Annotated in this window: 14 protein-coding genes; 12 read left to right on the top strand and 2 right to left on the bottom strand. The window is 58.0% G+C overall.

Annotation, left to right across the window (positions count from 1 at the left end; all coding sequences use genetic code 11):
• Positions 1 to 169 precede the first annotated feature (169 nt).
• From hemA to NLU14_RS16705, 4 genes are read left to right on the top strand one after another with little or no spacing between them, the layout of a single operon-like run.
• Positions 170 to 1,459: a glutamyl-tRNA reductase gene (gene hemA / locus NLU14_RS16690; protein ID WP_275708608.1), complete on the top strand. Its 1,290-nt coding sequence runs from the start codon at positions 170 to 172 to the stop codon at positions 1,457 to 1,459.
• Positions 1,456 to 2,541, top strand: a complete 1,086-nt coding sequence (gene prfA / locus NLU14_RS16695; RefSeq protein WP_275708610.1) for a peptide chain release factor 1 — start codon at positions 1,456 to 1,458, stop codon at positions 2,539 to 2,541. The genes hemA and prfA overlap by 4 nt, the downstream gene beginning before the upstream one ends.
• Positions 2,534 to 3,385, top strand: a complete 852-nt coding sequence (prmC, locus tag NLU14_RS16700) for a peptide chain release factor N(5)-glutamine methyltransferase (RefSeq protein ID WP_275708612.1) — start codon at positions 2,534 to 2,536, stop codon at positions 3,383 to 3,385. Before prfA ends, prmC begins: the two co-directional genes overlap by 8 nt.
• Positions 3,372 to 4,130 carry a HesA/MoeB/ThiF family protein gene (locus NLU14_RS16705; RefSeq protein ID WP_275708613.1) on the top strand — a complete coding sequence of 253 codons (759 nt, stop codon included), beginning with the start codon at positions 3,372 to 3,374 and terminating at the stop codon, positions 4,128 to 4,130. The genes prmC and NLU14_RS16705 overlap by 14 nt, the downstream gene beginning before the upstream one ends.
• Before the next feature lie 115 nt (positions 4,131 to 4,245).
• Here NLU14_RS16705 and phrB read toward each other — a convergent pair whose 3' ends face one another.
• Positions 4,246 to 5,646, bottom strand: a complete 1,401-nt coding sequence (phrB, locus tag NLU14_RS16710) for a deoxyribodipyrimidine photo-lyase (protein WP_275708615.1) — start codon at positions 5,644 to 5,646, stop codon at positions 4,246 to 4,248.
• 106 nt (positions 5,647 to 5,752) lie between these two features.
• On the opposite strand from phrB, the gene NLU14_RS16715 reads away from it, so the two are divergent.
• From NLU14_RS16715 to NLU14_RS16745, 7 genes are all read left to right on the top strand, one after another.
• Positions 5,753 to 6,571, top strand: a complete 819-nt coding sequence (locus tag NLU14_RS16715) for a hypothetical protein (protein WP_275708617.1) — start codon at positions 5,753 to 5,755, stop codon at positions 6,569 to 6,571.
• 75 nt (positions 6,572 to 6,646) lie between these two features.
• The gene (locus tag NLU14_RS16720) at positions 6,647 to 7,507 is read left to right on the top strand and encodes a mechanosensitive ion channel family protein (protein ID WP_275708867.1); all 861 of its coding nucleotides are present in this window, start codon (positions 6,647 to 6,649) and stop codon (positions 7,505 to 7,507) included.
• A complete protein-coding gene (locus NLU14_RS16725) occupies positions 7,488 to 7,985 on the top strand; it encodes an ATP-dependent zinc protease family protein (protein ID WP_275708620.1) in 498 nt (165 codons plus the stop codon). Before NLU14_RS16720 ends, NLU14_RS16725 begins: the two co-directional genes overlap by 20 nt.
• A complete protein-coding gene (gene rimK, locus NLU14_RS16730) occupies positions 7,982 to 8,887 on the top strand; it encodes a 30S ribosomal protein S6--L-glutamate ligase (protein ID WP_275708622.1) in 906 nt (301 codons plus the stop codon). The genes NLU14_RS16725 and rimK overlap by 4 nt, the downstream gene beginning before the upstream one ends.
• 1 nt (position 8,888) lies before the next feature.
• Positions 8,889 to 9,956 carry a succinylglutamate desuccinylase/aspartoacylase family protein gene (locus NLU14_RS16735; RefSeq protein ID WP_275708624.1) on the top strand — a complete coding sequence of 356 codons (1,068 nt, stop codon included), beginning with the start codon at positions 8,889 to 8,891 and terminating at the stop codon, positions 9,954 to 9,956.
• A 14-nt stretch (positions 9,957 to 9,970) separates the two neighbouring features.
• Entirely contained in the window at positions 9,971 to 10,396 is a 426-nt protein-coding gene (locus tag NLU14_RS16740) for a secondary thiamine-phosphate synthase enzyme YjbQ (protein ID WP_275708626.1), read from the top strand.
• Between the two features lie 72 nt (positions 10,397 to 10,468).
• On the top strand, positions 10,469 to 11,317 hold the full coding sequence (locus tag NLU14_RS16745; RefSeq protein WP_275708627.1) for a glycosyltransferase family 9 protein: 849 nt from the start codon (positions 10,469 to 10,471) through the stop codon (positions 11,315 to 11,317).
• Here the strand turns inward: NLU14_RS16745 and NLU14_RS16750 are convergent.
• The gene (locus NLU14_RS16750) at positions 11,206 to 12,912 is read right to left on the bottom strand and encodes a sensor domain-containing diguanylate cyclase (protein WP_275708629.1); all 1,707 of its coding nucleotides are present in this window, start codon (positions 12,910 to 12,912) and stop codon (positions 11,206 to 11,208) included. The two genes, NLU14_RS16745 and NLU14_RS16750, sit on opposite strands and share 112 nt — an antisense overlap.
• Positions 12,913 to 13,287: 375 nt before the next feature.
• Here NLU14_RS16750 and NLU14_RS16755 point away from each other — a divergent pair, with 375 nt between their 5' ends.
• Positions 13,288 to 14,265 (top strand): TAXI family TRAP transporter solute-binding subunit, encoded by a 978-nt coding sequence (locus NLU14_RS16755; RefSeq protein WP_275708631.1) that lies wholly within the window; start codon positions 13,288 to 13,290, stop codon positions 14,263 to 14,265.
• Positions 14,266 to 14,281: the final 16 nt, after the last annotated feature.

Genomic DNA, 14,281 nt, shown 5'->3' on the forward strand with positions numbered 1-14,281 from the left:
TCAGATGTGGCGTAATGCAACGAGGCTCTATGATGGCACAAGCGCCTGATATTGCCCAACCTGTCAGCAGTTCCCGATATCACAGTGGTTATGGGTGGCGACAGAGGCTCCCGGTCGTTAAAATACCGGCAATAGTCCGTCTTCAGGCAAAAGGCAATATACCCCCGATATGGCACTGGTCACACTCGGAATCAATCATCGTACCGCGCCGGTCGAGTTGCGTGAGCGCGTCGCGTTCACTCCAGAGCGCATGGCCGAGGCTTTTGCCGAATTACGGGCCACCTCCGGCGCCAGTGAGGCTGCCATCCTGTCCACCTGCAACCGCACCGAACTGTACCTGGCGGGAGACGATGATTGCGCGCCCGCCGTATTGCGGTGGCTGGCGGGTTTCCATGACATGGAGGCCGGAGACCTGGAAGAAGTGCTTTATGTACACCGGGATTCGGACGCCGTACGCCACATAATGCGGGTAGCGGCCGGCCTGGATTCCATGGTACTTGGCGAGCCGCAGATCCTGGGGCAGCTCAAGGACGCCTACTCTCTCGCCCGTGAGCATGGCGCCAGCGGGGCCTTCCTGTCGCGCCTGTTCGAACACACCTTTTCCGTTGCCAAGCGCGTGCGTACCCAGACCGCCATCGGCGAGAACCCGGTGTCGGTGGCGTACGCCGCCGTCAGCATGGCACACCACATCTTCGCGGACATGTCCCGCAACACGGCGCTACTGATTGGCGCCGGCAAGACCATTGAACTGGTCGCCCGGCACCTGGCGGATGCTGGTGTGAAGAACTTCCTGGTGGCCAACCGTACCCTGGAACGTGCCCAGGCGCTGGCGGAATCCCGCGGCGGGAAAGGCATCCTGCTTTCCGATATACCCGATCATCTGGCCGACGTGGACATTGTTATTTCCTCCACTGCCAGTCCGTTGCCAATCCTGGGCAAGGGCGCCGTGGAGCGGGCACTGAAAAAGCGCAAGCATCGCCCTTACTTCATGGTGGATATTGCCGTTCCCAGGGACATCGAGCCGGAAGTGGGTTCCCTTGCGGATGTCTACCTTTATACCGTCGATGACCTGCGACAGGTCATCGAAGAGAACGTCCGCTCCCGTGAGGGCGCCGCGCGGGAAGCGGAGAACCTGGTCACGGATGGTGTGCAGCAGTTCCTGAGCCAGCTTCGTGCCCTTGATGCGGTATCCACCCTCAAGCAGTTCCGCCAGCGCGCGGAAACCCTCAGGGATGTGGAAACCGAGAAGGCGATCCGCGCCCTGCGCAACGGCGCTGATCCGGAAACCGTCATGCGGAGCATGGCCCGGGGGCTGACCAACAAGCTGCTCCACGAGCCCTCCATCCAGGTCCGCAAGGCCACAACGGAAGGCAGAACCGAAGTCACCCAATGGCTGAGAGAATTGCATCAGCTTGATGCACTGGATGCCGACGCGCCCATCACCCCGGAAAAACTATGAAGTCATCGATCCAGTCCCGCCTCGAGCAGCTTGCTGACCGCTTCGAGGAAGTCAGCGCGTTACTGAGCGACCAGGGCACCATCGCCAACCAGGATAAATTCCGTGACCTGTCCCGGGAGTTTGCCGAAATTGAGCCCATTGTTCATTGTTTCCAGGCCTGGCAGAAATCCCGCGAGGATGTAAAGGAAGCCGCTGAGCTGGCCCGTGATGGTGATGCCGATATGCGCGCCATGGCGGAAGAGGAAATGAGCCTGGCGGAGCAGAAAAGCGAGGAACTGGACGAAGAACTCCAGCGCCTGATGCTGCCCAAGGACCCCAACGATGGCAAGAACGTGTTCCTGGAAGTCCGCGCCGGCACCGGTGGCGATGAGGCGGCCATTTTTGCCGGTGACCTCTTCAGGATGTACCTGCGTTACGCCGAGCGCCAGCGCTGGCAGGTGGAAGTCATCAGCGCCAGTGAGGGCGAGCACGGCGGCTATAAGGAAATCATCGCCCGCATTGCCGGCAGTGCCGTTTACGGAGCGCTGAAATTCGAATCCGGCGCCCACCGGGTGCAGCGGGTACCGGAAACTGAATCCCAGGGCCGTATTCACACCTCGGCCTGCACCGTGGCGGTGATGCCGGAGGCTGATGAGGCCGAGGCGGTTGAGATCAACAAATCCGACTTACGCGTGGATACCTTCCGCGCCTCCGGTGCCGGCGGCCAGCACGTCAACAAGACCGATTCCGCCATTCGCATCACCCATATCCCCACCGGCATTGTGGTGGAGTGCCAGGAAGAACGCTCCCAGCACAAGAACCGGGCCAAGGCCATGAGTTTCCTGGCCTCCCGTCTCCAGAACGAGGAGATCGAGCGCCAGCAGAAAACCATGGCGGCCACCCGCAAGAGCCTGGTGGGTAGCGGCGACCGGTCTGAGCGAATTCGCACCTACAACTTCCCCCAGGGGCGGGTGACCGACCATCGCATCAACCTGACCCTGTACAAGCTGGACGAAGTGATCTCCGGTGACCTGGATGCGGTCATCGTGCCCTTGCAGCAGGAACATCAGGCCGATCTGCTGGCCTCCCTGGCTGATGAGTGACGCACCTCTATCCTGTGAGGCATTGCTGATAGAAGCCGCCGGGCTTATCGGCGGTGAAACCCCGCGCCTCGATGCTGAATTATTGCTCGGTTATGTGACTGGCTGGTCCCGGACCACTTTCCGGGCCTGGCCCGAGCGTGAAGTGGACGTCGCCCTGGTGGCCCGATTCAGTACCCTTGTGGAGCAGCGTTGTGAAGGCCACCCGGTCGCGCACCTGTTGGGCGAACAGGAATTCTGGTCACTCCCGCTGAAGGTGAACCCGTCCACACTCATTCCCCGGCCGGATACCGAATGCCTGGTGGAAGCAGCCCTAACGCTGGATTTGCCGGAAAGCGCCAATGTGCTGGATCTTGGTACCGGCACCGGTGCCATCGCCCTGGCCCTGGCCAGTGAACGGCCCGGCTGGCGCGTTTCCGCCTGCGATGCCATCAGCGAAGCCGTGGACCTTGCCGCCGACAACGCCGCTCGCCTGAGCCTGCCGGTGACTGTGCGGCAAAGCAACTGGTTTGCGGAGTTACCGCCCGCCGCTTTTGATCTGATTGTTTCCAATCCCCCGTACATTGCAGGTGATGACGTTCATCTGGGCGAAGGGGATGTGCGCTTCGAACCGGCCTCGGCCCTGGTGGCCGGCAGCGACGGCCTGGATGATATCCGGCGGATAACCGCTGAGGCCCCCGCTTGGCTCTCGCCGGGTGGCTGGTTGATACTGGAACATGGCTATGAACAGGGTGCGGCGGTACGACGGCTTTTCACCGACGCCGGATTTGGCAGCGTGGAAACCCGCAAGGACTACGGCCGGCGTGACCGCTTGACCCTCGGGAGAAAACACCATGCTGAACGATGAGGAACTGCTGCGCTACAGCCGGCAGATACTGATGCCTCGGTTTGATATAACTGGCCAGACCAGGCTCAAATCCGCGAGAGTGCTGGTGGTCGGCGCCGGCGGCCTGGGCTGCCCGGTTGCCCTTTACCTAGGCGCAGCCGGTGTCGGTCACCTGACGCTGGCGGACAACGACCAGATCGAGATCGCCAACCTGCAGCGCCAGATAGCGTTCGAGCAGTCCGATCTTGGCGAGTCCAAAGCCGAACATCTGGCCGATCGGGTGAGACGCATAAACCCGGAGGTATCGGTTGCCGCCCTGACTGAGCGACTGGAAGGCGATGAACTACAGCGGCAGGTGAAATCGGCGACCTTGGTGATCGACTGCACGGACAACTTCAACACCCGTTTCGCCCTCAACCGCGCCTGCGTGTCCGCCCGCGTTCCGTTGGTGTCTGGCGCAGCCATCCGTGGGGAAGGGCAGCTGTCCGTCTACGACGTGCGCGATGAAGCCAGCCCCTGTTATCACTGTCTCTACCCTGAGCAGGGCAACGAAGATCTTACTTGCTCCGAGGCAGGTGTTATCGGCCCGTTGGTCGGCATGATCGGCGCTTCCCAGGCGATGGAAGCCATTAAAGTAATCACCGGCGTTGGCAAATCACTTACAGGTCGATTGCTGATCCTCGATGCCTGGCAAATGGAATGGCGGGAAATGAAACTCGCAAGAGACCCAGGTTGTCCTGTCTGTAGCAGCAGAGAGCCAGCATAAGGCAGGGCGGGCAGGCCCTTCCAAAACCGTGCGGAGCCATGGATGGCGGAGCCGAGCGTACAGGGATGTATTCACAGCGTGTTTTGGAAGGGCCTGCCCGCCCTGCCGTTACCTCCTAGTTCTTAAGCGCCTGAAACTTTGAAATTGCCTCTTTTCTGCTTTCTTTGAGATCAACGATAGGCCGGGGATATCCTCCGGGGATAACACCGCCTGCCCAAGGCTGATGAATCCGCTTGTTATCCAGTTTCGCCAGTTCCGGAACGTATCTGCGGATAAATTTGCCGTCGGGATCGAAACGCTCACTCTGGGTGGCTGGGTTGAACACTCGAAAATAGGGTGCTGCGTCGGTGCCGGTGGAGGCGCTCCATTGCCAGCCGCCGTTGTTTGAGGCCAGGAATCCGTCCACCAGTTTCGACATGAAATAAGCCTCACCGAGGCGCCAGTCGATAAACAGATTCTTCGTCAGGAACATGGCGGTGATCATCCGAAGTCGGTTATGCATCCAACCGGTCTGGTTTAGCTGGCGCATGGCGGCATCGACAATGGGGATGCCGGTATTTCCGGCCTTCCAGGCTTCGAAGTTTTCGCCGGGTGTATTCCACTGCAGGGCTTCCGTTTCAGGCTTGAAAGCCCGGTGCATGCTCACCCTCGGGTAGTGGTAGAGGATGTTGATGTAGAAATCCCGCCAGGCGATTTCGTTGGTCCAGGTGGCCAGGCCTTCCTGGTTGCCGCCCATGCCCTGGTGCTGGCGGGCTGTGATCAGGCACTGCCTGCCAGACAGCACGCCGTTGGCCAGGTAGGGGGACAGCAGGCTGGTACCGTCCACGGCGGGAAGGTCGCGGAGATCCTTGTAGTCCCCCGCGCGGTTGTCGAGGAACTGTTCCAGTTGTCGGTGGGCAGCGTCCTCGCCAGTTTCGACAAGCCGTGGTGGCGGGTTTTCGAAGCCCTTTGGAATGCCTTCATAGCGTACGGCCTCAACGGCCTCGCCCACGGGCCCCGGAACAGGAAAGAGCGTTGGCTGAGCTTCGTCAATCCAACTGCGCCAGCGGCGGGAGAACGGGGTGAACACCGAGTAGGGCTCTTCCTGCTGCGTGAGTATGCTGCCAACGGGTGCGACGGTCTGGTCCCGGTACTTGTTCACGGCCACGCCGATGCTATCGAGGGCCTGTTTCACGGTCTTGTCCCTGCGCCTTTCGTTAACTCCGTATTCCTCGTTGAAGTGAACATGCCGGATACTCTCGCGCCGGCAAAAATCCTCCAGCTTTTCAATGCTGTCCGCAAAGGTTGTTGCGGTGATGAAAGACATTGGAATGCCCAGCCCGGTCAGTTCCTCCGACAGTGCGTTGGCGTGGTCCAGCACGAATCGAACCCGTGCCGGGGACCAGTCGTGCTGGTGCCACTGCTCCGGGGTAACGATAAAGCAGGCGCGCACCGGTTGCCGCTGTTTGCAGGCGGCAGTGAGGGCGTCGTTATCGGCGACGCGCAGGTCGTTTCGGAACCAGACGAGCTGAGTCATTGGGCTTCCTGTAGTCGGTGAAGGTTTGATGGCCACGGATGGATATTCGCCGGAACGTACTGATTGGATTATAGTTAATGACAGATTTCATGGATAAAGGGCCGGAATGACAACGAGTCTGGAAACACCGCAAATGATGCAGGACGGCCAGTGGGGTACCCATTACACGCTGGAGCCGGGACAGACCCAGTACCATGAACTCAGTCACACCCGGGCGTGGGTCACCCTGCTTGAGCAGGAATGGCAGATTCGCTACCAGCGCACCTCCGAAGAGGACAGCCAGGAACGCTGGCTGCAGCGGGTAGCCAACGCCTTACCCAATACGGAAATTGACGTTCAGCGCTTTGTACGGCCGGATAACGGTAGCCAGGTTCGGTATCTGCCGGCCATGTCGAACCTTGCAATGGTGATTCGTCCCTATCAGCCGCTGACCATTCCCGCCAACAGTGAGTGCACCATATACGTGGGCACGCTCCTGTGGATGCGAATCCAGGCCGGAAACAAGGGAACGACCCTGATGGAACTGCCGCTGGAGGAGCCGTCGCTGACCTGGGTGGGCCGTACCACCATGGAGGGCGAACTTTGCTACTCCGCCGCCACGTTTGCTCGTCTGGTTTTGGAGGCTGTGCCCAAGCGCCCATGGCGGGCTGTTACACCCGTGAGGATTATCAATGAACGGCAAGCCCCCCTGTTGCTGGAGCGATTCAACCTCCCAACCCCTTTGCTGTCGCTACACCGCAATGAGAAAGGGCAGCTCTGGACGCCGGGAGTGACGGTCATATGCGAAACGGACATGAATTCAGCGCGCCTGAAGATCGACCATAAACTCATCGCTGCGGCCGGGCGTTGCGAGCAGGTGGCCCCTGCCCGCGAGCATACCGCCCGGGGCGGGCTGGTACGTGCTTATGACCGGATATTCGGCTGATAAATACGACCACTTGTCGCTATCGTTACCGTAAATGGAGTTACCTCCTTGATCGAGCAGTTTGAAAACAGTCTGATGCAGTTTTTCGGTGCCATTGCCTGGGGCAAGTGGATCAGCACCCTTTTCTTGCTGGTTCTCGGCATTGTGCTGGCCTCCTTTGCTGCCCGTGGCGTTTCACGCTTCATGCAGGACCGTGCATCACGCCATCACGCGGTGATGCTGAGGCGGCTGGTGTTCTACATTGTGCTGGCCATATTCCTTGTTGCCGCCCTGCGGGAGGCGGGGTTTTCCCTGGACGTGGTGCTGGGCGCCGCCGGGATACTGACCGTGGCGATCGGTTTCGCGTCCCAGACCTCCGCCTCCAACATGATCAGCGGTCTGTTCCTGCTGGTGGAAAAGCCCTTTGAAATCGGCAATTTCATCGAAGTAGAGGGCACCCTTGGCGAGGTGGTTTCCATTGATATGCTGAGTGTAAAGCTGCGGACGCCGGACAATCTTTATGTGCGTATCCCCAATGAGACGCTGATTAAAACCCGGGTGGTGAACCGTTCGCGTTTTCCCATCCGCCGCATGGATTTGACCGTGGGCATTGCCTATGCAGAGGATGTTGAACGGGTTGAAAACCTGCTGCTGGAACTGGCGAGGCAGAACAGTGCCAGCCTGGAGGAGCCCAAAGCGTTTGTGCTGGTGACCGGATTTGGTCCATCCGCAGTGGACCTGCAATTCTCCTTCTGGGTGCCGGGTGACCGGGTTCTGGAAGGGCGTAGCCAGATGATGGTTGCCGTCAAGAAGGCGCTTGACAAGGAAGGTATCGAAATACCTTTCCCCCACACGAGTATTTATGCCGGAAGCCATTCCGAGCCTTTCCGGGTGGAACTGCTTCGGCCGGAAACCGCAACCAACAAGGGAGATCCGGATGCCGACCAGAACGGATGAAACCACGAAAGCCGGGGCAGAGCCCACAACAGATGGAAAGCTGGCCCTGGGGTGGCGGGAATGGGTTGCCTTGCCGGACTTCGATATTTCCCGCATCAAGGCAAAAGTGGATACCGGTGCCCGCACCTCGTGCCTCCATACATTCCGAACGGAACCCTACACCGAGAATGGCGAGCGCCGGGTCCGTTTCTGGGTTCACCCGGTGCAGAACGATTTGCATCACGTGGTGGAGTGCGATGCGCTGGTGTTGGACGAACGCAACGTATCGGATTCCGGTGGCCACAAGGAGCTGAGGCTGGTGATCGAAACCCGCCTGGTGATTGGCAGTACCGAGTGGCCCATGGAAATGACCTTGACCAATCGTGACTCCATGCGTTTTCGTATGCTGCTTGGCCGAACGGCGATGGCCAGGCGCGCCATTGTACTTCCTGAATATTCCTATCTTGCCGGTGAACCGGCCCTAAGGACGAAAAAATGAAGATTGCGATTCTGTCGCGTAACCGTCATCTCTACTCGACACGACGTCTGGTGGAGGAAGGCATTAACCGGGGCCACGAAGTGAAGGTGATTGACTGCCTGCACTGCTCCATGAACATCACCTCCGCCGACCCGAGAATTCACTACCACGAAGAAGTGCTGGAAGACTTTGATGTGGTGATTCCCCGTATCGGCGCATCGGTGACATTCTACGGTACAGCGGTGTTGCGGCAATTCGAGATGATGGGGGTTTTTCCCGTCAATGAGTCCGTGGCCATTACCCGCTCCCGTGACAAGCTGCGCTCATTGCAACTGCTGGCCCGCAAGGGTGTGGGCATGCCGGTGACCGGGTTTGCCAACAAGCCGGACAACGTGCCGGAACTCCTGCAGATGGTGGGCGGTGCGCCGGTGGTCATCAAACTGTTGCAGGGCACCCAGGGTATCGGCGTGGTGCTGGCGGAAACACGCAAGGCCGCTGAAAGCGTGATTGAGGCCTTTATGGGCCTGAAAGCCGACATTCTGGTGCAGGAATTCATCAAGGAAGCCGGTGGTGCCGATATTCGCTGTTTTGTCATTGGCGACAAGGTGATTGCGGCCATGAAACGCCAGGGTGGGGAAGGGGAGTTCCGTTCCAACCTGCACCGGGGTGGCACGGCTTCGCTGGTGAGAATCACCCCCGAAGAGCGCAAAACCGCCATCACAGCCGCGAAATCCATGGGCCTGAACGTAGCCGGCGTGGATTTGCTGCGCTCCAGCCGCGGCCCCCTGGTGATGGAAGTAAACTCCTCACCGGGCCTGGAAGGCATCGAGAACGCTACCGGCAAGAATGTGGCCGGCATGATCATGAACTGGACCGAGAAAAACCAGCAGCCCTGGAAAACCCGAACCAAGGGGAGGGGATAAAATGGCCGCCCGGGCCCCTTTTGTCATTGCCGGTAACGAAATCAAAGCCGGTACACGGCAAACCGTGGAAATACCGGTTGCCAAGCTATACACCCATACGCCGCTCCACATTCCAGTGGAAGTGGTGCATGGCCGCCGTAGTGGCCCGGTGCTGATGGTATGTGGTGCCATCCACGGGGACGAAATCAACGGCGTGGAGATTGTTCGCCGGGTACTGACCAACTCCGCCCTGCGCCACCTGCGGGGTACCCTGGTGGCGGTGCCCATCGTCAATATTTTCGGTTTTGTGCAACGCACCCGCTATCTGCCCGACCGCCGCGACCTGAACCGTTGCTTTCCGGGCAGTGAGACCGGCTCCCTGGGCGGGCGCATAGCTTATCTGCTGCGCACCCAGATCATGGAGAATGTGTCTCATATTATTGACCTGCACACCGGCGCCATACACCGTTTCAACCTGCCGCAGATTCGCGCCGAGCTTAAAAACCCGGAAACCATCCGCATGGCCGAAGCCTTTGGTGCGCCCATCATCATCAATGCCAGCTTGCGGGAAGGCAGTCTGAGGGCCTACGCTGACTCCCAGGATATCCCGGTGGTTACCTTCGAGGGCGGTGAAGCCCTGCGGTTTGACGACGTGGTGATTTCCAGCGGCGTGAAAGGTGTGATCAGGGTAATGCGGGAACTGGAAATGATCCCCGCCAAGAAGGGCCCCAAGGCACCCAGAAAACGCTCGGAAACCGCTGCCAATTCACAATGGGTGCGAACTGACACAGACGGCATCATGCGCCCGGTGGCAAGCCTGGGCCAGAAGGTTCGCAAGGGCCAGAAACTGGCCATGGTGGCGGACCCGTTCGGCGAGTCGGAAACCGCCGTGCTTTCACCCTGTTCCGGCATTGTGATCTGCGTAAACAACCTGCCGCTGGTGAACGAAGGGGAGGCCATTTACCACATTGCCCGGTTCGATGAGCTCAATGAAGCGGAAAAGGCCATGGATTACTTCCGCAGCAGCTACGAGGGCGACGTGGGTGACGATATGATCCCTGTTCACCCCTGGGACGACCGGCAGAAATAAACACGAGGTTAGCTATGATCTGGGATCAGACCTTTATCGAACTGGCGCCCCTGCCGAGGGGCTTTCACCTGGTCACCAATGAAATCCTGGCCCGGGCGCCTGCACTGCAGAACTGCCAGGTCGGGTTGCTGCACCTGTTCATCCAGCATACCTCCGCCTCCCTGGCCATCAATGAAAACGCCGACCCGGACGTACGCGGTGACCTGGAGCGCCATTTCAACGTGATGGTGCCGGAGAATGCTCCGCACTATGAACACACCACCGAAGGCCCGGATGATATGCCGGCCCATATCAAAAGCGTTCTGGTAGGCCCGTCGCTGACTATTCCTGTGAACGACGGCCATCTTGCGTTGGGCACGTGGCAGGGCATTTATCTGTGTGAACATCGTGACAACGCGGGCAGCCGTCGAATCGTCGCAACGTTACAGGGGCGGTGGTAAGCGTTTCCCCTTGCCCAACTGCACTATCTCATCAAGGAGCCCTATCATCGATCAGTGATTCGTCATCCGTTTGTGGATAAGCTGGTCACCATTCCGCGTCACAGCAGTTTTTCAGGCGATTTCGTCGAGCGTATAAAAGTCCTCAGAACTCTCCGGCGTGAGCGATACGACCTCGTTATTGACTCCCAGAACAAGCCATCTTCACAGTACCTGACGCTGCTGAGCGGGGCCGGAATACGGCTTGGGTATGATCATCGGCGCTGGATGAGTTGGGTCTACAACCTCCGTGCATCAAAAGGCCCGCAACGTTATCAGGCCTCGATGCGCTTCGATATCCTCAAGCCGCTCGGTATCGAAGAGGAACCGTTTCAGCTTTCCTTCCCCATACCGCCTGAAGATCAGGCTTATATCGATCAGTGGCTTGAGCAAGAGGCTCTGGCGCGGCGGAAGTTTGTCGTGATATCACCGGGCAGCCGGCAGGAACGGAAAAAATGGCGGACGGATTATTACGCCGAGGTCGCCGACTGCATTCAGACGGATTTTGGCTTGCCCGTGGTTTTGCTCTGGGCCCCGGACGAATGGCACGACGTTGAAAACATGTCAAAACGGATGCAAACGTCACCCCTGATGGCGCCGCCGACCACCCTGGAACAGGGTGTCGCGTTGTTGAACCGCTGCCGGCTACTGCTGTGTAACGACAGTGGCTTCATGTGCCCGGTGGCGCAACCGCCGACGACAACAGCTTCGGAATCACGCCTGCCATGGTTTATGAAAAGGTTCAGGCCATTCTCGGTGAGGCAATATGATCTTTACTCCGGGCAGCGGAGCTTCAGGGGTACAGCGCGCTTGTCGCTGTCATCCTGCGTTGATCCAACCGGCTCGCACCCAAAATTGTTCCTGCCTCCGCCTTTGACCTTATAGAGAGCCCTGTCTGCTGCCCTGACAAGATCTTCCATGGTCAGGTCGCTACGGGGCACCACAGATGCCACTCCGATGCTAATGGTCAGGAATGGCTCGATAGGGCTGCCGTCGTGCGCAATGTGCGAGCCGATGACTTGCTCCCGTATGGAGGCGGCAATGCTCATGGCGTCATCGACATTGGTCCCTGGCAGGACGAGGAGAAACTCTTCACCGCCGTATCGTGCAGCCATGTCTGATTTTCGTTGAAGGGTCCGTTCCAGAATAGTCGCAACCTGTTTCAGGGATTCGTCGCCCGCCTGATGCCCGTATTGGTCATTATAGAGTTTGAAGTAGTCGATGTCGGCGAGCATTACAGTAAGGGGGCCTCCGGTCCGGCTCAGTATCTCCCAAGCCTGCTCCAACTTCTTTTCAAGCGCCAGCCGGTTCGAAAGCCCGGTGAGAGGATCGTGCTCCGACAGCCGTTTCAATTCCGCATTGGCTATCTGGAGATCGCCCTGGACTTCAAGCACCTTTTGATGCTTTGAGGTCAACTCGGCATTGAGTCGTAGTAGTTCCGTGTTGTTTGACTCGATCATCCCCAGCATGGAATTGAATTCCCGGGACAGGGCCCCTATTTCGTCATTGTTCCGGATATTTGCCCGAAGGGAGTAATCCATTGCATTGGATATACTGGAGATATCGGCCTTCAGTCCCATGATCGGCTTGATGACCATCCATCGGAACAGCCCCAGCAGCGTTGCCGCGAGAGCAGTGCACAATAATACCAGCAGGGCGACACCGTAGAAGGTAATTTCACTGCCCAGCTCGGTGATGTTGCGAGGGAGAATCGCCGTTGCCCGCAGGCTCGGCGTGCCCTCGATGCTATAGATCTTTGAGGCGGAGAGTGCGCTCCGGTCAATGACTTCCAGCATGTAGTTGTCCGAGGCTGCCGGAACTTCGGCTTCCGACACCAGTTCGATACTGAACTCCTGGACAATCTGCTCTGAAAGCGTACTTATCAGCTCGTCATCGAGAAACTGGCCAAACACCACGTAACCCATGTGTGGGCCAACGCCATTGCTCTGCACGATCGGGCGCATGGCAAAGAGAACCGGAACGCCATCCACCTCTACAATGCCGCTGGTGTTCTGATTGTCGATGTCGTCCTCAAAGTCGATCCGGTTTCTGAAGCCAGCGATTTCCGCGACAACCTCATCGAGATAGGTTTCTGTCAGATTGATAAATCCGCCTTCAGGTGGAAAGTCGAAAACCTTGCCCCAGACGGGTTCTCCGTCAAGATTGAGAAAAAGCGCAACATCGAACCCGAAGTTGAGAAATGTGTCCGGATACAGATTGGACTCGATGTATTCCGGATCGCCGCTTTGTATGAACGAGTATGTGTCATTCCATGCCGACCAGTCGTATACAGTGAAATCAATGGTTTCTCGCTGCGCATCCAACCGCCGGATTACCCGGTCAATGTTGTTCCTGGCGTAATCGAGCTCGATGTCGTGAAAGGCGGGGTAGACAACGCTGCGTTGAATATAAATGGCCGACAATGCAAGCAAAATACCCATCAGCAGAATCAATGCGGTGGTTTTTGCAGAAAGCGACATTGCGTTGGGCCTTGCGTACTGGGGGCTGATCCGGATTGGGGTGGGCTCAATCTCAACACTGATAGTGAGTTGCTCATAGTTTGAACAGTATTAGCCCCCGATGGAAGCTGTTGGACAAGATTTGACAGTCTGAGCTCTCGCGCCCCCTCACAACTACTGCGTGATCTTCCATCTTGGCCGATCTACACCCATTGCAGAACTTTAATGGGTGGGGTTCCACCCATTTTTAAGCTTTAAAGTACCACCTGATTCAAAAGATCACTGTTTTACAAGTAGTTTTCGAACCTGGTCTGTTACTTGCTCCAGTAGTGTCACCGAAGCCAGTTGCGCTTCGCCAAGCACCCAACAAACACAACGAGACGGGGAGCATCCTCTATGAAAACCCAATCCGTAATGGCATTGGCATTCGCCTCCACTTTTGCTGTCACCAGTCCGGTTATTGCACAGGACAAGTCCGATTGGCCAGACAACTTCACGGTTGGTACTGCCAGCCAGGGCGGAACCTACTTTGCGTATGGTTCCGGGTGGGCGAACTTTGTTGCCGAGAACCTGGGCGTGTCCGGCGGTGCTGAAATTACCGGTGGCCCGATGCAGAACATGGCGCTGGTACACACCGGCAACCTGCAGTTTGGCCTGACCACCATGGGCCCGGCCAGTGAATCCCTGGACGGCAACAGCCCGATAGCTCCGGGTGTAAAGATGGACAACGTGTGCGCCATCTTCCCGATGTATGAGACGCCTTTCTCCGTGACCGCGCTGTCTGACTCAGGTATCACCTCGATTTCGGACATTCCCGATGGCGCTACCATCGGTTTCGGTCCTGCAGGCTCCACGTCTGACACCTATTTCCCGCGCATGATGGAAACCCTGGGCGTGGATTTTGAACGCCGCAACGGTAGCTGGTCGGACCTGGGTACCCAGTTGCAGGATGGCCTGATTGATGTGGTGGCTTTCGCTGCGGGTATTCCCATCCCGGCCGTTAGCCAACTGGAAGTTCAGACCGATGTGAACATCATCGGCATGACCGATGCGGAAGCCAAGAAGATTACCGATAACTTCCCCGTCTCCGAGTTCATCATTCCGGCGAGCACTTACCAGTCCCTGGAAAAAGATTCCCGTGTGGTATCCATGTGGAACTTTGCGATCGCCAACTGTGACGTTCCGGAAAGCATGGTCTATGAAATTACCAAGCTGACCATGGAGAACAACGATCAGATGACATCTATCCATAAGGCTGCAAAGACGTCTATCCCGAAAAACTATACCAAGAACACCGTTCTGCCCTGGCATCCGGGTGCCGCTCGCTGGTTCAACGAAAACGGTTACGAGATTCCTGAAAGCCAGATCAAGTAACCATCCTTGTGTGTCA

The sequence above is a fragment of the Marinobacter iranensis genome (genome assembly GCF_029207565.1).
GTDB lineage: Bacteria > Pseudomonadota > Gammaproteobacteria > Pseudomonadales > Oleiphilaceae > Marinobacter > Marinobacter iranensis.